32 protein-coding genes are annotated in these 21,937 nt (G+C 46.3%); all 32 read left to right on the forward strand.

The window, feature by feature from the left end; translation table 11 throughout:
- The first annotated feature begins 130 nt into the window (after positions 1-130).
- The 32 genes from L1N85_RS17645 to map all read left to right on the forward strand — a co-directional run bounded on the left by L1N85_RS17645 (position 131) and on the right by map (position 21,937).
- A complete protein-coding gene (locus L1N85_RS17645) occupies positions 131-361 on the forward strand; it encodes a ribosomal L7Ae/L30e/S12e/Gadd45 family protein (RefSeq protein ID WP_235240383.1) in 231 nt (76 codons plus the stop codon).
- Positions 362-517: 156 nt separating this feature from the next.
- The gene (gene rpsL / locus L1N85_RS17650; protein WP_235240384.1) at positions 518-940 is read left to right on the forward strand and encodes a 30S ribosomal protein S12; all 423 of its coding nucleotides are present in this window, start codon (positions 518-520) and stop codon (positions 938-940) included.
- A 66-nt stretch (positions 941-1,006) separates the two neighbouring features.
- Entirely contained in the window at positions 1,007-1,477 is a 471-nt protein-coding gene (rpsG, locus tag L1N85_RS17655; RefSeq protein ID WP_028609662.1) for a 30S ribosomal protein S7, read from the forward strand.
- Between the two features lie 29 nt (positions 1,478-1,506).
- Positions 1,507-3,582 carry an elongation factor G gene (gene fusA / locus L1N85_RS17660; protein ID WP_235240385.1) on the forward strand — a complete coding sequence of 692 codons (2,076 nt, stop codon included), beginning with the start codon at positions 1,507-1,509 and terminating at the stop codon, positions 3,580-3,582.
- A 109-nt stretch (positions 3,583-3,691) separates the two neighbouring features.
- Positions 3,692-4,882: an elongation factor Tu gene (tuf, locus tag L1N85_RS17665; protein ID WP_235240386.1), complete on the forward strand. Its 1,191-nt coding sequence runs from the start codon at positions 3,692-3,694 to the stop codon at positions 4,880-4,882.
- Between the two features lie 300 nt (positions 4,883-5,182).
- A complete protein-coding gene (locus L1N85_RS17670; RefSeq protein WP_235240421.1) occupies positions 5,183-6,229 on the forward strand; it encodes an ABC transporter substrate-binding protein in 1,047 nt (348 codons plus the stop codon).
- A gap of 94 nt (positions 6,230-6,323) precedes the next feature.
- Positions 6,324-7,238: an ABC transporter permease gene (locus L1N85_RS17675; RefSeq protein WP_235240387.1), complete on the forward strand. Its 915-nt coding sequence runs from the start codon at positions 6,324-6,326 to the stop codon at positions 7,236-7,238.
- Entirely contained in the window at positions 7,238-8,032 is a 795-nt protein-coding gene (locus tag L1N85_RS17680) for an ABC transporter ATP-binding protein (protein ID WP_235240388.1), read from the forward strand. Before L1N85_RS17675 ends, L1N85_RS17680 begins: the two co-directional genes overlap by 1 nt.
- Before the next feature lie 1,743 nt (positions 8,033-9,775).
- Positions 9,776-10,084 carry a 30S ribosomal protein S10 gene (rpsJ, locus tag L1N85_RS17685; protein ID WP_006037947.1) on the forward strand — a complete coding sequence of 103 codons (309 nt, stop codon included), beginning with the start codon at positions 9,776-9,778 and terminating at the stop codon, positions 10,082-10,084.
- Between the two features lie 41 nt (positions 10,085-10,125).
- Positions 10,126-10,749: a 50S ribosomal protein L3 gene (gene rplC / locus L1N85_RS17690; RefSeq protein WP_235240389.1), complete on the forward strand. Its 624-nt coding sequence runs from the start codon at positions 10,126-10,128 to the stop codon at positions 10,747-10,749.
- A gap of 28 nt (positions 10,750-10,777) precedes the next feature.
- Entirely contained in the window at positions 10,778-11,401 is a 624-nt protein-coding gene (rplD, locus tag L1N85_RS17695) for a 50S ribosomal protein L4 (RefSeq protein ID WP_235240390.1), read from the forward strand.
- Complete coding sequence (gene rplW / locus L1N85_RS17700) at positions 11,401-11,694, forward strand: 50S ribosomal protein L23 (protein WP_235240391.1); 294 nt, start codon at positions 11,401-11,403, stop codon at positions 11,692-11,694. Before rplD ends, rplW begins: the two co-directional genes overlap by 1 nt.
- Positions 11,695-11,711: 17 nt before the next feature.
- Entirely contained in the window at positions 11,712-12,542 is an 831-nt protein-coding gene (gene rplB, locus L1N85_RS17705; protein WP_235240392.1) for a 50S ribosomal protein L2, read from the forward strand.
- 61 nt (positions 12,543-12,603) lie between these two features.
- The gene (gene rpsS, locus L1N85_RS17710) at positions 12,604-12,885 is read left to right on the forward strand and encodes a 30S ribosomal protein S19 (protein WP_235240393.1); all 282 of its coding nucleotides are present in this window, start codon (positions 12,604-12,606) and stop codon (positions 12,883-12,885) included.
- A gap of 43 nt (positions 12,886-12,928) precedes the next feature.
- Complete coding sequence (gene rplV, locus L1N85_RS17715; protein WP_235240394.1) at positions 12,929-13,264, forward strand: 50S ribosomal protein L22; 336 nt, start codon at positions 12,929-12,931, stop codon at positions 13,262-13,264.
- 14 nt (positions 13,265-13,278) lie between these two features.
- Complete coding sequence (rpsC, locus tag L1N85_RS17720) at positions 13,279-13,941, forward strand: 30S ribosomal protein S3 (RefSeq protein WP_235240395.1); 663 nt, start codon at positions 13,279-13,281, stop codon at positions 13,939-13,941.
- Positions 13,942-13,943: 2 nt separating this feature from the next.
- The gene (gene rplP, locus L1N85_RS17725; RefSeq protein WP_028609647.1) at positions 13,944-14,378 is read left to right on the forward strand and encodes a 50S ribosomal protein L16; all 435 of its coding nucleotides are present in this window, start codon (positions 13,944-13,946) and stop codon (positions 14,376-14,378) included.
- Positions 14,368-14,568 (forward strand): 50S ribosomal protein L29, encoded by a 201-nt coding sequence (gene rpmC, locus L1N85_RS17730; protein ID WP_235240396.1) that lies wholly within the window; start codon positions 14,368-14,370, stop codon positions 14,566-14,568. The genes rplP and rpmC overlap by 11 nt, the downstream gene beginning before the upstream one ends.
- Positions 14,569-14,619: 51 nt before the next feature.
- On the forward strand, positions 14,620-14,883 hold the full coding sequence (gene rpsQ / locus L1N85_RS17735; protein ID WP_028609645.1) for a 30S ribosomal protein S17: 264 nt from the start codon (positions 14,620-14,622) through the stop codon (positions 14,881-14,883).
- A gap of 47 nt (positions 14,884-14,930) precedes the next feature.
- Positions 14,931-15,299, forward strand: coding sequence for a 50S ribosomal protein L14 (rplN, locus tag L1N85_RS17740; protein WP_235240397.1), 369 nt, complete (start codon positions 14,931-14,933; stop codon positions 15,297-15,299).
- Between the two features lie 53 nt (positions 15,300-15,352).
- Positions 15,353-15,706: a 50S ribosomal protein L24 gene (gene rplX / locus L1N85_RS17745; RefSeq protein WP_235240398.1), complete on the forward strand. Its 354-nt coding sequence runs from the start codon at positions 15,353-15,355 to the stop codon at positions 15,704-15,706.
- Positions 15,707-15,737: 31 nt separating this feature from the next.
- Positions 15,738-16,280 (forward strand): 50S ribosomal protein L5, encoded by a 543-nt coding sequence (gene rplE / locus L1N85_RS17750; RefSeq protein ID WP_028609642.1) that lies wholly within the window; start codon positions 15,738-15,740, stop codon positions 16,278-16,280.
- A gap of 26 nt (positions 16,281-16,306) precedes the next feature.
- On the forward strand, positions 16,307-16,492 hold the full coding sequence (locus L1N85_RS17755; protein ID WP_013312154.1) for a type Z 30S ribosomal protein S14: 186 nt from the start codon (positions 16,307-16,309) through the stop codon (positions 16,490-16,492).
- A 30-nt stretch (positions 16,493-16,522) separates the two neighbouring features.
- Positions 16,523-16,921, forward strand: coding sequence for a 30S ribosomal protein S8 (gene rpsH / locus L1N85_RS17760; protein WP_028609641.1), 399 nt, complete (start codon positions 16,523-16,525; stop codon positions 16,919-16,921).
- Between the two features lie 31 nt (positions 16,922-16,952).
- Entirely contained in the window at positions 16,953-17,495 is a 543-nt protein-coding gene (gene rplF, locus L1N85_RS17765) for a 50S ribosomal protein L6 (RefSeq protein ID WP_235240399.1), read from the forward strand.
- A 60-nt stretch (positions 17,496-17,555) separates the two neighbouring features.
- Positions 17,556-17,924 carry a 50S ribosomal protein L18 gene (gene rplR, locus L1N85_RS17770; RefSeq protein ID WP_235240400.1) on the forward strand — a complete coding sequence of 123 codons (369 nt, stop codon included), beginning with the start codon at positions 17,556-17,558 and terminating at the stop codon, positions 17,922-17,924.
- 30 nt (positions 17,925-17,954) lie between these two features.
- A complete protein-coding gene (gene rpsE / locus L1N85_RS17775) occupies positions 17,955-18,452 on the forward strand; it encodes a 30S ribosomal protein S5 (RefSeq protein ID WP_235240401.1) in 498 nt (165 codons plus the stop codon).
- Positions 18,453-18,465: 13 nt separating this feature from the next.
- Complete coding sequence (gene rpmD / locus L1N85_RS17780) at positions 18,466-18,645, forward strand: 50S ribosomal protein L30 (protein ID WP_235240402.1); 180 nt, start codon at positions 18,466-18,468, stop codon at positions 18,643-18,645.
- A 45-nt stretch (positions 18,646-18,690) separates the two neighbouring features.
- Positions 18,691-19,131 carry a 50S ribosomal protein L15 gene (gene rplO / locus L1N85_RS17785; RefSeq protein WP_235240403.1) on the forward strand — a complete coding sequence of 147 codons (441 nt, stop codon included), beginning with the start codon at positions 18,691-18,693 and terminating at the stop codon, positions 19,129-19,131.
- Positions 19,132-20,433, forward strand: a complete 1,302-nt coding sequence (secY, locus tag L1N85_RS17790) for a preprotein translocase subunit SecY (protein ID WP_235240404.1) — start codon at positions 19,132-19,134, stop codon at positions 20,431-20,433.
- A gap of 89 nt (positions 20,434-20,522) precedes the next feature.
- The gene (locus L1N85_RS17795) at positions 20,523-21,173 is read left to right on the forward strand and encodes an adenylate kinase (RefSeq protein WP_235240405.1); all 651 of its coding nucleotides are present in this window, start codon (positions 20,523-20,525) and stop codon (positions 21,171-21,173) included.
- Positions 21,173-21,937, forward strand: coding sequence for a type I methionyl aminopeptidase (map, locus tag L1N85_RS17800; protein ID WP_235240406.1), 765 nt, complete (start codon positions 21,173-21,175; stop codon positions 21,935-21,937). The genes L1N85_RS17795 and map overlap by 1 nt, the downstream gene beginning before the upstream one ends.

The raw sequence follows: 21,937 nt of genomic DNA on the forward strand, positions 1-21,937 counted from the left end.
GCTTGTCCTTAACCAAACATTTGCAAATGAATATCTTTAAAGTTTCTTGACACGAGCACGGCATAGGTGATAATATATCGAAGTGTGCCTAGTTGTGTGATCGCTTTAAGAAAGAATTGAAGGTGATTTCATGCAATTCAAAGTCGGCGCAAAACAGACGATGAAGATGCTCGAGCACAATAGAGCTATCGAAGTCTACGTTGCACGAGATGCAGATCCGCAGATGAAAGAGAAGATTGTTCATCTATGCGAGCGGACGGGAGTTCCATACAAATGGATCGACACAATGGATGACCTTGGGGAAACCTGCGGAATCAATGTCGGTGCCGCAATGGCAGCACTTGTACCTGAAGAAGAATAACGCAATAACCGTTTTTGTTAGTTGATTATTTTAGGATGATTGACTGGCGAGAACTTTTGTTTGTTCTTTTATGAACCGCCTGGATCTGTGGGCTTAATTTTAGGTAAAATGTCTACCAAGTTAAAAGACATTCATATAAGGGAAGGGGGTGGCAACATGCCAACAATTAACCAGCTGGTCCGTAAAGGACGTGAAGCGAAAGTGGTTAAATCGAAATCGCCAGCATTGCAAAAAGGTTTCAACGCTCTGAAACGTGAAGCTACAAACATCAGCGCTCCTCAAAAACGCGGTGTGTGCACTCGTGTAGGTACAATGACTCCTAAGAAACCGAACTCCGCGCTTCGTAAATATGCGCGTGTACGTCTAACTAACCGCGTAGAGGTTACAGCGTACATCCCGGGTATCGGACATAACCTGCAAGAGCACAGCGTAGTATTGATTCGCGGCGGACGGGTAAAAGACCTTCCAGGGGTTCGTTATCATATCGTTCGCGGCGCACTTGATACAGCAGGCGTTAACAACCGGAACCAATCCCGTTCGAAATATGGAACGAAGCGTCCAAAAGTTAAAAAATCGTAAGTATAACCCTATAAGGTTATCGCAATGCTAGAATAAGCGACTATTAGAAGAAAGGGGGACTTTCTCATGCCACGCAAAGGTCCTGTAACGAAGCGCGATGTGCTTCCAGATCCGCTATATAACAGCAAGCTGGTGACACGTCTTATTAACCGCATTATGCTTGACGGTAAAAGAGGTGTTGCTCAAACGCTGTTGTATGATGCTTTCAAACTGATTCAAGAACGCACGGGTAAAGATCCGATGGAAGTGTTCGAAGCAGCTTTGAAAAATATTATGCCAGTACTTGAGGTTAAAGCTCGCCGTGTCGGCGGTGCTAACTATCAAGTGCCTATCGAAGTTAAACCAGAGCGCCGTACGGCACTTGGTCTCCGCTGGCTCGTGAACTACTCACGTAACCGCGGTGAGAAAACGATGGAAGAGCGTTTAGCTGCTGAAATCACAGATGCTTCCAATAACACTGGCGCAGCTGTTAAGAAGCGCGAAGATACTCACAAAATGGCTGAAGCAAACAAAGCGTTTGCTCACTACCGCTGGTAGAATCTTCACATTCGAGAGGAGACAATTTTATGTCAAGAGAGTTCTCCTTGAAAAATACGCGTAACATCGGGATTATGGCGCATATTGATGCTGGTAAAACTACAACTACTGAACGGATCTTGTTCTTCACTGGCCGTACCCACAAAATCGGAGAGGTGCACGAAGGTGCAGCTACGATGGACTGGATGGAACAAGAACAAGAGCGCGGTATTACGATTACGTCTGCCGCGACCACCGCTCAATGGAATGGACACCGCATTAATATTATCGACACCCCGGGACACGTTGACTTCACAGTTGAAGTTGAGCGTTCCCTGCGCGTATTGGACGGGGCCGTTGGGGTTTTCAGTGCTAAAGAAGGCGTTGAGCCGCAGTCTGAAACCGTATGGCGTCAGGCTGACCGTTATAGCGTTCCACGGATCGCTTACGTCAATAAGATGGACATCATTGGTGCAGACTTCCTAAATGTTATCAAAGACATGCGTGAGCGTCTGCAAGCCAATGCTGTTGCGATCCAGATTCCGATTGGCGCTGAGAGTGATTTCATAGGCGTAATCGATATTGTTGAACGCGTAGCTTATACGTACAAAGATGATCTCGGAAAAGACCCTGAGAAAATCGAAATTCCTTCGGAGTACGCCGACCAAGTCGAAGAACTTCGTACGGAATTGATTGAGAAGGTTGCGGAATTGGATGAAGAATTAACGATGAAATATTTGGAAGGTGAAGAAATCACAATTCCAGAAATCAAAGCAGCACTCCGTAAGGGTGTCTGTGAAGTTAAAATCTTCCCAGTTATCGTTGGCTCCTCATACCGTAATAAAGGTGTTCAATTGATGTTGGATGCTGTAGTAGACTATCTTCCATCCCCACTCGATGTACCAGCTATCAAAGGTACGCTCGAAGACGGTGAAGAAGGTTCGCGACCATCATCCGATACAGAGCCGTTTGCGGCTTTGGCTTTCAAAATCATGACGGATCCTTACGTTGGCAGATTAACGTTCTTCCGTGTATATTCAGGTGTTCTAAAATCCGGTTCGTATGTTCTTAATTCAACTAAGGGCAAACGTGAGCGTATTGGACGGATACTACAGATGCACGCGAACAGCCGTCAAGAGATCTCGGAGGTTTACTCCGGAGATATCGCCGCAGCTGTTGGTCTTAAAGATACAACAACAGGCGACACTCTTTGCGATGAGAAGAACACGATTATTCTTGAATCAATGAACTTCCCAGAGCCGGTTATCTCGGTTGCGATCGAACCAAAAACGAAAGCAGACCAAGATAAACTCGGAATTGCGATTTCCAAGCTTGCTGAGGAAGATCCTACTTTCCGCGCGCATACGGATGAAGAAACAAACCAAACGATTATTTCTGGTATGGGTGAGCTTCACCTTGAAATTCTCGTTGACCGTATGTTCCGTGAATTCAAAGTTGAGACAAACGTTGGTAAGCCGCAAGTTGCTTACCGTGAGACGTTCCGTCAAGCTGCGAAGGTTGAAGGTAAATTCGTACGTCAGTCCGGCGGTAAAGGTCAATTCGGTCATTGTTGGGTTGAGTTTACTCCACTTGAGCCAGGTACAGGCTTTATATTCGAAAACAAAACAGTCGGCGGTTCAATTCCTCGTGAATTTATCGCTCCTATCCAGGCTGGTATTGAAGAGTCGATGAAGAATGGTGTTGTAGCCGGCTTCCCGCTCGTTGATGTCAAAGCTGTTGTTGTTGACGGATCGTACCATGATGTCGACTCCTCGGAGATGGCGTTTAAGATCGCTGGTTCGATGGCGCTTAAAGCTGCTAAAGAAAAGTGTAAGCCAGTTTTGCTCGAGCCAATCATGAAGGTTGAAGTTACTGTTCCTGAAGAGTACATGGGCGACGTTATGGGGATGTTGAACTCCCGTCGTGGTCGTATCGAAGGTATGGATACTCGCGCAGGTGCGCAAATTATCCGTGCTAAGGTACCTCTCTCCGAGATGTTTGGTTATTCCACAACTCTTCGTTCCGGTACACAAGGACGCGGCGTATTCTCGATGGAGCTTTCTCACTATGAAGAAGTTCCGAAATCGATCTCTGAAGAGATCATTTCTAAGCACAAAGGCGAATAATCGCTTTTGTTCGAATAAAAAGCTTTACGGCCGTCAACTAAGTTTGCTTGCAGACCAGCTGCCGGCCCACACATAAAAAACTAAGATATATTGAGGAGGCTCAAGTTCAATGGCTAAGGCTAAATTTGAACGTAACAAACCGCACGTTAATATCGGTACAATCGGTCACGTCGACCATGGTAAAACGACTTTGACAGCTGCGATCACAACTGTACTTTCCAAAAAATACGGCGGTGCAGCAATCGCATTTGACCAAATCGATAAAGCTCCAGAAGAGCGCGAGCGCGGTATCACAATCTCGACAGCTCACGTTGAGTATGAGACGCCTGCTCGTCACTACGCTCACGTTGATTGCCCTGGTCACGCCGACTATGTTAAAAACATGATTACTGGTGCTGCTCAAATGGACGGAGCTATTCTTGTAGTATCCGCTACTGACGGCCCAATGCCACAAACTCGTGAGCACATCCTGCTCTCCAAACAAGTAGGCGTTCCTTACATCGTTGTATTCTTGAACAAATGCGACATGGTTGAAGACGAAGAGCTTCTTGAATTGGTAGAAATGGAAGTTCGCGACCTTCTTTCTGAGTATGAGTTCCCAGGCGACGACACTCCGATCATTCGCGGTGCAGCTCGTGAAGCTCTTGCAAACCCAGAAGGTCCTTGGGCTGATAAAATCATCGAGCTCTTCGAGCAAGTTGATACTTACATCCCAACTCCTGAGCGCGACACAGCTAAGCCTTTCCTTATGCCTGTCGAGGACGTATTCACAATCACTGGCCGTGGTACAGTTGCTACAGGTCGCGTAGAGCGTGGCGTTATCAAAGTAGGCGATGAGGTCGAAATTATCGGTCTTGCTGAAGAATCCCGTAAATCCGTTGTAACTGGCGTTGAAATGTTCCGTAAATTGCTTGACTCCGCACAAGCTGGCGACAACGTAGGCGCATTGCTTCGTGGTGTAGATCGCAGCAACATCGAGCGTGGACAAGTTTTGGCTAAACCGGGTTCGGTTAAGCCGCATACAAACTTCACTGCACAAATCTACGTTCTTACTAAAGAAGAGGGTGGCCGTCACAAGCCTTTCTTCACAGGCTACCGTCCACAGTTCTACTTCCGTACAACTGACGTAACAGGTATCATCAACCTGCCAGAAGGCACTGAAATGGTTATGCCTGGCGACAACATCACTGTAACGGTTGAGCTTATCGCTCCGATCGCGGTTGAAGAGGGAACTCGTTTCTCCATCCGTGAAGGCGGCCGTACAGTAGGCGCTGGCGCAGTAGCATCTATCCAAAAATAATTCAAAGCGGCTTAGCCGCTAAGAATGAAAAAGCTCTCACTTGGTGAGAGCTTTTTTGCATGAATGCAGGCAAAAGTACTTCATACTTTTTTTACAGACAACTTAGGATTGACTGTATGCGTTAAGCGCCATTAGAATTAAGAAATAGTGAATAATGCTCGTCCATGCTCGGTGGGTGAACCAACAACTTAGTTAAGTCACATATTTTACCGTGGGAAAGTGATGAGTTTTTGCTGTGTCCGATTAAGCCTATGCGAGCTGAAAATGAGACGAGGGACAACTTGAGAGGGGTTTGGAATGATGAATAGAAAGTTTTGGATAGGTATTGCAATCGCATCGGTGATGCTTGTATCTGCCGCATGCGGCGCAAGCAAAGATAATACGGGTATAACGAATGAAGGAAATACAGCAGGTGCAGGCAGCGAGTCGGAAAAGACTTACACGATTTCCGTATCACAAATCGTGGAGCACCCTTCTCTGGATGCCACTTACGATGGTTTTATTGCCGCTTTGAAGGATGCTGGATTTGAAGAAGGGAAAAACCTCAAAATTGATTTTAATAATGCGCAAAACGATATGACGAACATCAAGACAATTTCTCAGAAAATCGCATCAGGCAATAGCGATCTTGCACTTGGTATCGCGACGCCGTCAGCGTTAAGTCTTGCTGAAGATGTTACTGAAATTCCGGTTTTGTTTGCGGCAGTAACGGATCCGATCGACGCGGGAATCGTGAAGCAGTTGCAAGCACCGGGAGGCAACATAACTGGCGCTGCGGATACGAATCCGGATGCGATTAAGCAAACGATGGATTTTATCGCGAAAGAACTGCCAAACGTGAAGAAAGTCGGCCTTGTCATTAACGAAGGCGAATCAAATGCGGTTGTGATGGCAAAATACGCGGAGGAAGCATTAAAATCCCATAACATTGAATTGGTAAAAGCTCCGATTGCCAACACTTCTGAAGTGCAGCAAGCTGCAGAATCGCTGGTAGGACGTGTTGATGCGATTTATATTACACTTGATAATAATGTCGTAACAGGCGCTGATGCGATTATCGAAATCGCAAATGAAAACGACATCCCCTTCCTCTCAGCAGATCGGGATACGGTTGAGAAAGGAGCGTTCGCAACGGTTGGTTTTAAATATTATGATCACGGTTATGAAGTTGGACAAATGGCTGTTGAAATTTTGAAGAATGGTAAAAACCCGGGTGAGATGAACGTTACAGTTCCTCAGAAGCTTGATTTCATTCTCAATCTGAAGGCCGCTGCCGAGCAAGGAATTACGGTAACCGATGAAATGAAAAGTTACGTAAAAGACCAAGAGAATAATATTATTGAGTAAGCATATCCCTCTTGGATAAAATAAAAAAATCAAACGTTCGGGGTGAGCGCTAATCGGCTTCACCCCGTTATTTCGATAAGGGAGTGGCATTTTCATGCTTACATCGTTAACGGGTGCCATAGAGAGCGGTCTGCTGTACGCTTTAATGGCTCTAGGTGTATTTATAACATTTCGCATACTTGATTTTCCGGATTTAACGGTTGATGGTAGCTTTACGACTGGAGCTGCAATTGGCGCCGTTATGACGGTAAACGGTACTGCTCCATGGATAGCTGTAATCTGTGCATTTGCTGGTGGAGCATTGGCGGGCATTTGTACAGGGCTTTTGCACACAAAAGGCAAGATCAACGGATTATTGTCCGGTATTATCATGATGATTGCTCTTTATTCCATTAATTTAAGAATTCTTGGTAAACCGAATGTATCATTGCGGAACATGGACAATTTTTTTGATCATATCTCGGTCATGATCATAATGGTAATCATTGCGATAGCGGTTAAGATTCTACTAGATTTGTTTTTCAAGACTGACATAGGACTAAGTCTTCGTGCTACGGGCGACAATGCACGTATGATTCGCAGCTTCGGTGCCAACACGGATATGACAACGATCTTTGGTGTTGCTCTTTCTAATGCGCTTGTCGCGACGTCAGGCGCTTTAGTGGCACAGTATCAAAAATTTGCCGATAACAATATGGGTATTGGCATGATCGTAATCGGATTGGCTTCAGTCATTATCGGGGAAGCGATTTTTGGAGCCCGATCGATTTTTCGCGCTACATTGGCCGTTGTTCTCGGTTCGATTATTTATCGTATTATCTATGCCTTGGCTCTTCGCATCGAATGGCTTGAAGCATCTGATATGAAGCTCATTACAGCAATTATTATTATTTTCGCGCTGGTAGTACCTTCAACGAGAAGGCTATTTAAACAAAAAAGCGTTGCTCGAAAGCGTACGGCGGAAATGCTTGCTTCAATGGAGAAGGCGCAATCAGGAGGTACACGTTAATGCTTGAAATTTCAAACGTCTCCAAGTTGTTTAACCCGGGAACGTTGGATGAGAAAACAGCGCTTGTGGGTGCAAAATTGTTCATGAAGCCGGCAGATTTTGTAACGGTGATCGGCAGCAACGGAGCCGGTAAATCAACACTAATGAATATAATATCCGGCGTAATGAAACCAGATGCAGGTGAAGTGAAAATCGATAACTCCAATGTATCCGCACTGTCGGAGCATCAACGAAGTCGGTGGATTGGCAGAGTATTTCAAGATCCAATGGCCGGAACAGCGCCGCGAATGACGATAGAGGAAAATATGGCAATCGCCTATTCTCGCGGGAAATCTCGCGGCTTTTCCTTTGGCGCAACGCGGGCGAAGCGTACTATATTCAAGCAAGAGCTTCAACGTTTAGGCATTGGCCTTGAGAACCGCCTTAACGCTAAGGTCGGATTATTATCCGGCGGTGAGAGACAAGCACTCAGTTTGTTGATGGCGACCTTTACAAGACCACAAATATTACTTCTCGACGAACATACTGCAGCACTAGATCCGGCGAGGGCAGAACTCATTACGTCACTTACGGAGAGCATTGTCCGCGAAATGAAACTTACGACGCTGATGGTCACGCACAACATGGAGCAAGCCATTCGCCTCGGTAACCGGTTGATTATGATGGACAAAGGCCGCATCATTCTTGATGTTCCGGAAGAGCGTAAGAAAGATCTGACCGTGGAGCAACTGCTCGGCGAGTTCGAGCGAATTAGCGGCAAGAAATTGGCTGATGACCGCATCGTGCTGGGGTAGTTTGATCGGGAAGCTCCACTGCGAGGGAGCTGGGTGAATGCCGCGGGACCTCCACTGCGAGGAAAGCGGGCGCTTCCGCCTGCGTTGAAGCCATGTTCCCTTGAATTTATTTAAAGGAGGGAACAAGTCTTCAAAAGCAGGACGTAAACTCTCCAGCTGCCCGGGTTTATTTGATTTGGAAGCTCCACTGCGAGAAAAGCGGGCGCTTGCGCCTGCATTGAAGTCTTGTTCCTTAAGATTAGATTTAATGGTTGGAACAAGCCTTCAAAAGCAGGACGTAAACTCTTCAGCTGCCCGCTTTTCTCTCCGTTCCGTCCTCGTCAAACAACTTATTATAATAAAAAGAGAACGCAACGTCCCATTGGTCGTTGCGTTTTTGTGTTAAGGCAGGAGCTGTGGATTTCCTCCCGTCAAATGAATGATACGAGTCGAAAACGACTGATTTACCAGGAGATTTTTGAATCTTACAAGGCGATCCATCTCGAGTTCTGCTAGATAAATCCAAAATGGAGCGCCAAAAGTTACTCTGGATCGCAAAGTTACTGGAAAAATCCAATATGGGACACCAAAAGTGACTCTGGATCGCAAAGTTACTGGAAAGATCCAATATGGGACGCCAAAAGTGACTCTGGATCGCAATGTTACTGGAAAAATCCAATATGGAGCGTCTAAAGTGACTCTGGATCGCAAAGTTACTGGATAAATCCAATATGGAGCGTCTAAAGTGACTCTGGATCGCAAAGTTACTGGAAAAATCCAATATGGGGCGCCAAAAGTGACTCTGGACCGCAAAGTTACTGGATAAATCCAGCGTAGTGCTCTCTTACAACGCTTTGAGTTTAAAGTTTCTTAGCAGTCTGAGGAAGTTCACCTATAGGTCTATTTGTTACTGGCGTTATTTGGCGGTGTATTTTGAGCGTTAGGATGTTTATAATCAATTAGGACATTCAGTCTGCTAATTTATAAGGGTGATTTTAAAATTGCAGAAGATCGGACATAATGGGCGATATGTTTAGATAAAGTGATTTTGAATTTCGTCATAAAGAAGGAAGAAATGTTTCTTCATTATAATGTGATCTGCGGATGAAACGTATCCAAAAGAGAAATTGATATACCTCATTGTCAGATCATGCAAAGGCCACATTGAATTGGTGGGCGAGCGAAGCAGAGCTGGAATCGAGTCTGAGAGTTTACGTGCTGCTTTTGAAACCGTGATTTAACCTTCAAATGGAATATATGAAATCATGGTTTCAATGCATGCCGAGGACCGATTGCAGCGACGCGCAGCGAGATTGCCCAAATAAGAAGTTATGGTAATAAATAAGGCAGCAGATAAGCAGCTGTCAGCATTGTTCTTTCTCCTTTGAGCTAGCTTGCTATGAGTTTTATTCAGGGGGTTGAGCGCAGCAGAGCTGGAATCGAGTCCGGAGAGTTTACGTGCTGCTTTTGAAACCGTGATTTATCCTTCAAGTGGAATAAAAGAAATCATGGTTTCAATGCATGCCGAGGACCGATTGCAGCGCCGCGCAGCGATATCCCCCACTTTTTTAAAACTTATGCAACTCGATCAATATTGTTGTTGCATTTGCCTACTCAATTCGGTATAATATTGACTGTTGGTCTGACGTTGCGATGATGTGAGAGGTTGCCGACACACCCGGCCCCTTTGCCATGGGGCATGTGCCAGGGTTTTCTCACGGAGTATGTCCGATAATAAATTGGGCGATAGAAGGAGGGACTTATATGGCAAAGCAAAAGATTCGTATCCGCTTGAAAGCATACGATCACAGAATTCTTGATCAATCCGCAGAGAAAATCGTTGAAACTGCAAAACGTTCCGGTGCAGGCGTATCCGGGCCGATTCCGTTACCAACGGAAAAGCAAATCATCACCGTTCTCCGTGCGGTTCACAAGTACAAGGATTCCCGGGAGCAATTCGAAATGCGCACTCATAAGCGCTTGATCGACATTGTTAACCCGACGCCGCAAACGGTTGATGCGTTGATGCGCTTGGATTTACCATCCGGTGTAGATATCGAAATCAAACTGTAATATCAGCATATGCGATCATAGAAAGGAAATGAGGTGTCAACATGAAAGGTATCTTAGGGAAAAAACTTGGTATGACTCAAGTGTTTACTGCTGAAGGTAACGTCGTTCCAGTAACGGTTATCGAGGCTGGACCTTGCGTAGTACTGCAGAAGAAAGACCAAGAGAACGATGGCTATGAGGCTGTTCAATTCGGTTTTGCCGATAAGAAAGAAAGCAGATCGAATAAACCGGAAGCTGGTCACGCTAAAAAAGCCAACTCAACGCCTAAGCGCTACGTTCGTGAAATTCGCGGAATCAACCTGGCTGATTATGAAGTTGGCCAAGAAGTGAAAGCTGATCTTTTTGCAGCTGGCGAATTCGTTGACGTAACAGGTATTTCAAAAGGTAAAGGCTTTGCCGGCGTAATCAAACGTTGGGGACAAAGCACTGGACCGATGTCTCACGGTTCCCGTTATCACCGCGGACCGGGTTCGATGGGTTCCATCCAAGCGAACCGCGTACCGAAGGGTAAACGCCTGCCAGGACATATGGGTACAGAAACGGTTACGATCCAAAAGCTTGAAGTTATCCGTGTAGATGCAGAACGTAACGTTCTACTTGTAAAAGGATCGATTCCTGGTCCGAAAAACGGATTTGTTAGAGTGAAACAAACAGTTAAGAACTAATTGCTCTTGAAGAAAGGAGGAACAAGAAATGCCAAAAGTAACAGTATTTAACGTGAGCGGCGCTCAAGTTGGCGAAGTGGAGTTGGCTGAGTCGGTATTCGGTATTCAACCGAATGTACATGTTCTGCACAGCGCTGTAGTTCTTCAGCAAGCTGCTGAACGTCAAGGTACTCACAAAACAAAAGGACGCTCTGAAGTACGCGGCGGCGGTCGTAAGCCTTGGAAACAAAAAGGTACTGGCCGTGCACGTCAAGGCAGCATTCGCTCCCCGCAGTGGGTTGGCGGCGGTGTTGTATTCGGACCGACTCCACGCACATACGGATTCAAGCTTCCTAAAAAAGTTCGTCGTCTTGCGATCAAATCCGCATTGTCTTCGAAAGTTATCGCGAGCGAAATTATCGTTCTTGATCAACTGACTTTCGCGGCTCCTAAGACGAAAGAATTCGCAACGATCCTTAACAACCTTAAAGTTGACCGCAAAGCGCTTGTCGTAACGGCTAACTATGAAGATAACGTAGCATTGTCTGCTCGTAACATCCCAGGTGTGAAGTTCGTCGCAGCTGACGGCATTAATGTTCTGGATGTATTGAAGCATGACAAGCTTATCATCACCAAAGAAGCAGTAGAGAAAGTACAGGAGGTGCTTGCGTAATGAAAAATCCACGCGATATTATCAAGCGCCCGGTTATCACGGAACGTACGAGCGATTACATGGTCAACAAAAAGTATGTATTTGAAGTTGATCTTCGATCGAACAAAACCGAAATTAAACTTGCAATTGAACAAATCTTTAATGTGAAAGTAACCGGCGTTAATACAATGCGTGTAGCGGGTAAGCCGAAACGTTATGGTAAACATAGCGGCTACAGACCGGATTGGAAAAAAGCGATCGTTCAGCTGAGCGCTGACAGCAAAGAACTTGAGTTCTTTGAAACGTCTGTTTAGAAAAGGAGGGAATCGAAGTGCCAATTAAAAAGTACAAACCGACATCTCCAGCTCGTCGTGGCATGTCCGTATCGACTTTCGAAGAGATTACGACAAGCACACCGGAGAAATCGTTGCTTGCTCCGCTTTTCAAAAAAGCTGGACGAAACAATCAAGGTAAAATTACGGTTCGTCACCATGGCGGCGGACACAAGCGTAAATACCGTATTATCGACTTCAAACGTAACAAAGACGGTATCATCGGTAATGTAGCGACGATCGAATACGATCCGAACCGTACATCCAATATCGCTTTGATCCATTACGTAGATGGTGAGAAAGCATACATCATCGCTCCAAAAGGCTTGAAAGTCGGAGATCAAGTCATGTCCGGACCAACTGCCGATATTAAACCAGGCAATGCGTTGCCGCTTGTGAATATCCCAGTAGGTTCAGTTATCCACAACATCGAATTGAAGCCTGGCAAAGGCGGACAATTGGTTCGTGCTGCTGGTACGGAAGCTCAGCTTCTTGGTAAAGAAGAAAGCTATGTATCGATTCGTTTGAGCTCTGGCGAAGTTCGCCGCATTCTGAATACATGCCGTGCAACAATCGGTTCTGTTGGTAACGAGGATCACGAACTTGTGAAAATCGGTAAAGCCGGCCGTTCCCGTTGGCTTGGCAAACGTCCGGAAGTTCGCGGTGTCGTCATGAACCCTAACGATCACCCGCATGGTGGTGGTGAAGGCCGCGCTCCAATCGGACGGAAGTCGCCTATGTCCCCATGGGGCAAACCGACTCTTGGATACAAAACTCGCAAGAAGAAAAAAGCATCGAGCCAATATATTATTCGTCGTCGCACGAAGTAATAACCGCTTGATCCAAACCGCGTGATACAATTATCACGCTCTCGTGAAGGGAGGAACTCAAATGGGTCGCAGTTTAAAGAAAGGTCCGTTTATCGACGGTTACCTGCTTAAAAAAGTCGAGGTTATGAACGAAGCTGAGAAAAAGGTCGTTATCAAAACCTGGTCCCGCCGCTCGACCATTTTCCCACAATTCATTGGTCACACGTTTGCTGTATATGACGGTCGCAAGCACGTACCGGTATATGTGACGGAAGATATGGTAGGACACAAACTCGGTGAATTCGCACCGACTCGTACGTACAAAGGCCACGCAGGCGAAGACAAAAAAACGGGCAGACGTTAATTTGCCCTTAAACATCTCTAAATGAACGAGAGGAGGTTCCTACATGCCAGAAGCTAAAGCGCACGCTAAGTTCGTTCGTATTGCTCCTCGTAAAGCACAGCTTGTTGCCGATTTGATTCGCGGTAAGCAAGTTGGTGATGCAATCGCAATTTTGCGCCACACGCCGAAGTCTGCATCCCCAATTTTGGAGAAGCTGCTTAACTCGGCTATTGCTAACGCTGAGCATAACTATCAGCTGGACGTGAACAAATTGGTTATATCGCAAGCTTTCGTAAACCAAGGACCGACGATGAAACGTTTCCGTCCTCGTGCAATGGGGCGCGCAAGCCGGATTAATAAAAGAACCAGCCACATTACCTTGGTGGTATCTGAAAAATAAAGGAGGGATTACGTGTGGGTCAAAAGGTAAATCCAGTAGGTTTTCGTATCGGGGTTATCCGTGATTGGGAATCCAAGTGGTTCGCGGGCAAAGACTTCGGCGATCTTCTTATGGAAGACGTAAGAGTACGTGAATATTTGAAAAACAAGCTGAAAGACGCAGCAGTTTCTCACATCGAGATCGAACGTGCAGCTAACCGCGTGAACGTAACGATCCAAACCGCGAAACCAGGTATGGTTATTGGTAAAGGCGGTTCTGAAGTAGAAAACTTGCGTACTGAGCTTGGCAAAATCACTAATGGTAAAAAAGTTCACATTAATATTTCTGAAATCAAACATGCGGATCTTGACGCTATTCTTGTAGCTGAAAGCATCGCACAACAACTTGAGCGTCGTGTTTCTTTCCGTCGCGCATTGAAGCAAGCTATGCAACGCTCCATGCGTTCAGGTGCTAAAGGGATAAAAACCGCAGTTAGCGGACGTCTCGGCGGCGCGGAAATCGCACGTTCGGAAGGCTACAGCGAAGGTACTGTTCCACTTCATACGCTGCGCGCTGATATTGACTATGGCACAGCAGAAGCACATACAACTTACGGCCGTATTGGCGTAAAAGTATGGATCTACCGCGGCGAAGTCCTTCCGACTAAGAAGAAAGCTCCCCAGGAAGGAGGCAACTAATCATGTTGGTACCTAAACGTGTCAAACACCGCAAACAACAACGCGGACATATGAAGGGTCGCGCTAAAGGCGGCACTACAGTAGCATTCGGTGAATTCGGTCTTCAAGCACTAGAACCATCATGGATCACGAATCGTCAAATCGAAGCGGCTCGTATCGCGATGACTCGTTACATTAAACGTGGCGGTAAAGTTTGGATCAAAATTTTCCCTGCTAAACCAATTACTCAGAAGCCTCTTGAAGTGCGTATGGGTAGTGGTAAAGGTAACGTTGAGAAATGGGTAGCCGTAGTTAAACCAGGTAAAATCCTGTTTGAACTTGCTGGCGTATCCGAAGAAACCGCTCGTGAAGCGATGCGTCTTGCGGCTCACAAACTGCCAATCAAGACGAAGTTCGTGAAACGCGAAGAAGTGGGTGGTGAAGCAAATGAAAGCTAGTGAATTTCGCAACCTAACCTCTGCTGAGATAGAACAACAAGTTTCTGGTTTTAAAGAAGAGCTTTTTAACCTTCGTTTCCAATTGGCTACTGGTCAACTGGATAACCCGACTCGGATCCGTGACGTGCGTAAGGAAATAGCTCGTGCTAAAACCATTTTGCGTGAAAGAGAACTCGGAATCAGCAGCTAGTAAATATCCTTGCAAGAATGCATAATCACGGCTGAAGGAAGGAGGATGAACATGAGCGAACGCAATGCCCGCAAAGTTCAAATCGGCAAAGTCGTAAGCGACAAAATGGACAAAACAATTGTTGTTGCTGTTGAAACATACAAAAAACACAATTTGTACCATAAACGCATTAAATACACGAAAAAATTTAAAGCGCACGATGAAAATAACCAAGCGAAAATTGGCGACATCGTGAAAATCATGGAGACTCGTCCGTTATCGAAAGACAAGCGCTTTAGACTCGTAGAAGTTGTCGAAGTTGCTGTTGTCATTTAATGAACGTATGCAGTACCTGAGCATTTTTCCGAAAGGAGGACGTTGAAATGATTCAACCATTTTCGCGCTTGGCTGTCGCAGACAACTCTGGCGCTAAAGAATTGATGTGTATCCGTGTACTTGGTGGAACGGGACGTCGCGTTGGACACATTGGCGATTTGATCGTTTGCTCCGTCAAACAAGCAACACCAGGCGGCGTTGTCAAAAAGGGTGACGTTGTAAAAGCGGTTATCGTTCGCACGAAGCGCTCGGTTCGCCGTAAAGACGGTTCTTACATCACATTCGATGAGAATGCAGCTGTAATCGTTAAAGAAGACAAGAGCCCGCGCGGTACTCGTATTTTTGGACCTGTCGCCCGTGAGCTTCGCGATAAGGATTTCATGAAAATCGTATCGCTGGCACCAGAAGTTATCTAGTTAAAGAAACCCTATATAAGCTTGAAAGCACAAGCGTGCAGGAGGTGTAACTCATGCCAAGGCTGAAAAAAGTACTTGAATCCCATAACAATAAATTGCACGTGAAAAAAGACGATACGGTCATCGTTATTACCGGTAAAGACAAAGGTAAAAAAGGACGCGTTATCGCTGCGTATCCTCGTGAAAACCGCGTACTTATCGAGGGAGTAAACATGGTGAAGAAGCATTCGCGTCCTTCACAAGCTAACCCGCAAGGCGGTATTATCGAGCAAGAAGCGCCAATTCACGTTTCGAACGTTATGCATATCGATCCGAAGAGCGGTAAAGTAACACGTATCGGATATAAAGTGCTGGACAACGGCAAGAAAGTTCGGATCGCAAAACGTTCCGGAGAAGTAATCGACTAATCGTTACGGTAGGAAAGGAGGTCCATGAACAATGGCAGCAAGATTGAAAGGTCGTTTTCTAAACGAAATTACTCCTGCTCTTATGCAGAAGTTCAACTATACGTCTGTTATGCAAGTACCGAAAATCGAGAAAGTTGTTATCAACATGGGGGTAGGCGAAGCGGTTTCCAATTCGAAAATCCTTGATGTAGCTGTTGAAGAACTGCGTATCATTTCCGGTCAAAAACCAGTCGTTACCCGTGCGAAGAAGTCTATCGCAGGTTTCAAGCTTCGTGAGAACATGCCAATCGGGGTTAAAGTAACATTGCGCGGCGAGCGCATGTACCACTTCCTTGACAAGCTGTTCAACATTTCTCTTCCACGCGTGCGTGACTTCCGCGGTGTTTCGACTAAAGCTTTCGACGGTCGCGGTAACTACACACTCGGTTTGAAAGAGCAGTTGATTTTCCCGGAGATTGAGTACGATAAAGTCGATAAAGTGCGCGGTATGGACATCGTCATCGTCACGACGGCAAAAACGGACGAAGAATCTCGTGAACTGCTGACCCAAATGGGCATGCCGTTTGCGAAGTAATCCACTTTTAGGAGGTGTAATACCCAGTGGCAAAAACTTCGATGAAAGTGAAGCAACAACGCACACCGAAATTTAAAGTGCGAGCATATACGCGCTGTGAGCGTTGTGGCCGTCCGCATTCTGTTTTGCAAAAGTTTAAAATTTGCCGGATTTGTTTCCGCGAGTTAGCATACAAGGGCCAGATTCCTGGCGTTAAAAAAGCAAGCTGGTAATCAGCCTAGTTCGGGAAGGAGGTTAACACAATGGTTATGTCTGATCCGATTGCAGATATGCTGACGCGCATTCGCAACGCGAATGTCGTTCGTCACGAAACCGTGGAAATGCCCGCTTCGAAAATCAAGAAGCAAATTGCTGAAATTTTGAAGCGCGAGGGTTTTATCCGCGATGCTGAATATATCGAAGACAACAAACAAGGGATTATCCGTATTTTCTTGAAATACGGCCCTAACCAAGAGCGCGTTATTACAGGTTTGAAGCGTATCTCCAAACCAGGTTTGCGCGTATACACGCAATCAACTGAAATCCCACGCGTATTGGGCGGCCTTGGAATTGCAATCATTTCCACGTCCAAAGGGGTTATGACGGATAAAGAAGCTCGTCAGGTTAAATCCGGCGGCGAAGTCGTTTGCTACGTTTGGTAAGTAACAAGTCACAAAGACAGGAGGTGTAACAATGTCCCGTATTGGTCGCAAAGCTATCCAAGTACCTACTGGCGTAACCGTCAACTTGGATAACACAAGCATTACTGTAAAAGGACCGAAAGGTACGCTTTCCCGTGAAATTCACAAGGATATGAAAGTGAATGTAACAGAGAGCGAAATCGTAGTAGAACGTCCTTCTGATAATAAATTGCATCGCTCTTTACACGGAACAACTCGCAGCGTCATCGCTAACATGGTAAGCGGCGTTACTGAAGGCTTCTCGAAAAACCTGGAGCTGGTAGGCGTAGGTTACCGTGCAAACAAAACGGGTGACAAAATCGTACTTAACGTCGGTTACTCTCACCCCGTGGAGATTGTTCCCGAGACTGGAATTGAGTTCGATGTACCTGCGAACACGAAAATCACTGTTCGCGGTATCGACAAGGAGCGCGTAGGCGCTGTTGCTGCTCAAATCCGTTCCGTGCGTGAGCCTGAGCCTTATAAAGGTAAAGGTATCAAGTACGAAGGCGAGCGTATTATCCGTAAAGAAGGTAAAGCTGGTAAGAAAAAATAAGCAAACCGAACGTTTGCTTAAGATAGCGTCTTAAGGCAATGAGAAAGGAGTGAACCTTGAATGATTACGAAAGGCGATAAAAACAAGGCTCGTCTGAAAAGACACCTGCGTGTTCGTAAAAAAATTAACGGTACAGCTGCACGTCCGCGTCTATCTGTATTCCGTTCCTCCAAGCATATGTACGCACAATTGATCGATGATGTAGCAGGCGTAACATTGGTATCCGCGTCCACACAGGACAAAGAGCTAATCGAAGCGATCGGCAACGGCGGTAACATCGAAGCAGCTACAAAAGTTGGTGAATTGATTGCAAAACGCGCTCAAGCAAAAGGGGTAACCCAAGTAGTATTTGACCGCGGCGGTTACTTGTATCACGGCAGAATTCAGGCGCTTGCTACAGCAGCACGCGAAGCTGGCCTGGAATTCTAATCGACTTTACTTATAAGGAGGTTAAATGACTTGCGTGTAGATCCTAATACGTTAGAACTGACTGAAAAAGTTGTTAATATCAATCGCGTAGCGAAAGTTGTAAAAGGCGGACGCCGTTTCAGCTTTAGTGCGCTTGTAGTAGTCGGTGACGGTAATGGTTACGTTGGCGCAGGGATCGGTAAAGCAGGCGAAGTACCTGATGCGATTCGCAAAGGTATCGAAGATGCTAAGAAAAACCTGATCCATGTTCCACTCGTAGGAACAACAATCCCTCACCTTGTACTCGGACATTTCGGCGCTGGAGAAGTTCTCTTGAAGCCTGCTTCCGAGGGTACTGGTGTTATCGCCGGCGGCCCGGTTCGTGCAGTACTTGAACTTGCTGGCGTTGGCGACATTTTGACGAAATCGCTAGGTTCTTCGAACTCCATGAATATGGTTAACGCAACGCTCGAAGGTCTTTCCCGTTTGAAACGTGCGGAAGATGTTGCGAAGCTACGTGGAAAAACAGTCGAAGAGCTTCTACGCTAAGGAGGGAAATAAGATGGCTAAATTGCAAATCACCCTCGTCCGCAGTTTAATCGGCCGTAATGAAAAGCAGCGTGCTACTGTTGAAGCTTTTGGTCTTAAGAAGATTCGTCAGTCGGTTGTTTTGAACGATAGCCCAGCTATCCGCGGCATGGTTAACGCTGTTAATCACTTGGTAAAAGTAGAAGAAGTTTAAGAATAGATCGGTTTTCCAAGAAATAAATAAGGAGGTGCACGAACGATGAAATTGCATGAGCTAGCACCAGCACCAGGCTCGACACAAGCGCCAAAGCGCAAAGGTCGCGGTATCGGATCCGGTAACGGTAAAACAGCCGGTAAAGGTCACAAAGGTCAAAACGCTCGTTCCGGCGGCGGCGTTCGTCCTGGTTTCGAGGGCGGACAAAACCCGTTGTATCGTCGAGTGCCGAAGCGTGGATTCAATAACCGTTTCCGTACAGAATATGCGATTGTCAATATTGAAGAGCTGAACAGCTTTGCAGCAGGAACTGAAGTCACTCCAGAAGTTCTCATCGAGCAAGGTATCGTAAAGAACCCGCTCGCAGGAATTAAAATCTTGGGTAATGGTGAAATTAGCGTTTCACTGTCTGTAAAAGCAAGCAAGTTCTCTCAATCTGCGGTAGAGAAAATCCAGGCTGCCGGCGGTAAAACCGAGGTGATCTAATTGTTCAAGACCGTGTCCAACATTTGGAAGGTGGCGGATCTTCGTTCAAGGATCCTCTTCACCCTTTTCATCTTACTAATCTACCGTATCGGTTCCTTCATACCGGTACCAGATGTAAACAAAGATGTGTTTAAGCAGGTTGATGCAGCCGGTGCGGATCTGTTCGGCTTGCTTAACACGTTTTCTGGTGGTGCTTTGTTCCAGTTCTCCATTTTCGCAATCGGGATTACACCTTACATTACAGCTTCGATCATCGTACAGCTGTTATCGATGGATGTTATTCCTAAGTTTGCAGAGTGGGCGAAGGAAGGCGAGAACGGTAAACGTAAGCTCGCACAAATCACGCGTTATGGTACGATTGTTCTTGGTTTGATCCAAGGTTTCGCAACGGCAATCGGATTCAACCGTCAATATGGTTATGAGATGATTGTTGGCGCTACTTTCGTGGATTACTTGGTTATTGCGATTATCTTGACTGCAGGTACTGCATTCTTGATGTGGCTGGGTGAGCAAATCACGGAAAAAGGAATCGGAAACGGTATTTCGATTCTGATCTTCGCAGCAATTGCAGCTGGTATTCCTGGACACATCCGTACGATCGTTGAAGATCAATTCGTTGGTGCTCAAGATCAATTGTTTTTGAATATTATCAAGATGGTTCTTATCTTGATTGCGATAATCGCAATCATTGTCGGCGTCATCTTCGTACAGCAAGGTATTCGAAAAATTCCGGTTCAATACGCTAAACGCGTAGTAGGACGGAAAATGTACGGCGGACAATCGACTCACATTCCGATGAAAGTGAACGGCGCAGGCGTTATTCCGGTCATTTTCGCGGTGTCACTGATCATGTTCCCGATTACAATCGCTCAGTTCTGGTCCACAACGGCTTGGGCTGATTGGATCATCGATAACATGAACTATGACCAGCCGCTCGGTATGGTATTGTACGTTCTGTTAATTATCGGGTTTACCTTCTTCTATACATTCGTGCAAATTAATCCGGTTCAAATGGCTGATCAGATGAAGAAGAATGGCGGATACATTCCTGGTATTCGTCCAGGCAAGCCGACCTCGTCGTACCTAACGCGCGTTATGTCGCGTATTACGTTGACGGGTGCGATTTTCCTGGCTCTTATCTCTGTTCTTCCGGTGTTCTTCGGAGCACTTGCTGGATTACCGCGCTCAGTGCAGCTTGGCGGCACCTCGCTCTTGATCGTGATCGGGGTTGCACTTGACACGATGAAGCAAATCGAGAGCCAGTTGATCAAACGCCATTACAAAGGGTTTATCAATAAATAACAATAGGTTCTGACCGGGCTTCCGCTTTCGTCAACTGATGGTGCGTTAGCCCGCCCGAGCCTATTGTGCTTAAAGCGAGGAACTCGGCAATGAACATTTTATTCATGGGCCCTCCGGGAGCCGGTAAAGGTACACAAGCTGAACGGATCGTAGAAGAGTTCGGTATTCCACACATTTCCACTGGCGATGCTTTTCGTCTCGCTATGAAACAAGGAACCGCGCTCGGTCTTAAAGCGAAAGAGTATGTCGATCAAGGCCTGCTCGTTCCTGATAAGATTACGAACGGTATAGTGAAAGAGCGTTTAGCATTAGACGATTGCAAGAAGGGTTTTTTGCTTGACGGTTTCCCGCGCACGCTGCAGCAAGCCGAAGCGCTTGACAGCATGCTGAACGAACTTGGCCGCAGCATAGACCATGTTGTTAATTTGAAGGTTGACCGCGGATTGCTGCTAGCTCGCTTGACGGGCAGACGCATCTGTAGAACTTGTGGGACGACTTATCATGTAATCTTCAACCCGCCTAAAGTCGAAGGCATCTGCGACAAAGACGGCGGAGAATTGTATCAGCGTTCTGATGATACAGAGGAAAAGGTCGGTACGCGTTTGGATGAGTACACTTCCAAAACGGCTCCGCTTCTTGATTACTACAATGTTAAAGGTCTCCTGCGCGAAGTCGACGGCGAGAAGGACATTGATGTTGTAACATCCGGCATCGTATCCCTATTGCGAGGTTCATTGTAATGATTATTTGCAAATCCGAATCGGAGCTGCGATATATGAGGGAAGCTGGACGCATCGTTGCGGAAACGCATCGACTGATGGCGCAAGCTGTGAAACCAGGCATCACAACCGGTGAGCTTGACCAAATCGCTGAAGCGTACATTAGAAGCCAAGGTGCTGTTCCATCTTTCAAAGGTTACAATGGTTTTCCGTCCAGCATTTGCGCTTCTGTGAATGACGAGCTGGTACACGGCTTCCCTGGGTCACGCAAGTTGAACGAAGGCGATATTATTAGCATCGATATCGGCGCTCAGTATGAAGGCTATCATGGCGATTCGGCTTGGACCTATGCAGCCGGAACCGTAACGCCCGAAGTACAAAGGTTGCTTGATGTAACGGAGGCCTCGCTATATGCGGGACTGCAGTTGGTCAAACCCGATATCCGATTATATTCAATATCGCACGCTATTCAGAAGGTTATTGAAGATGCAGGATTCTCCGTAGTACGGGAATACGTAGGGCACGGAATCGGCGCGGACCTCCATGAGGAACCACAAATACCGAACTACGGTATACCGGATCGCGGACCTCGTCTAAAAACCGGAATGGTGCTTGCAATCGAACCAATGGTAAATATCGGTGAACGATATGTCCGTACACTCGAAGACAATTGGACGGTTGTAACGGAAGACGGCTCATGGTGCGCTCATTTTGAGCATACAGTAGCCGTGACAGAGGACGGCTTTGAAATATTGACCATTTTGCCGAAGCAGCCGGAGGCGTAA

Source organism: Paenibacillus alkaliterrae, from assembly GCF_021532375.1.
GTDB classification, from domain to species: domain Bacteria; phylum Bacillota; class Bacilli; order Paenibacillales; family Paenibacillaceae; genus Pristimantibacillus; species Pristimantibacillus alkaliterrae.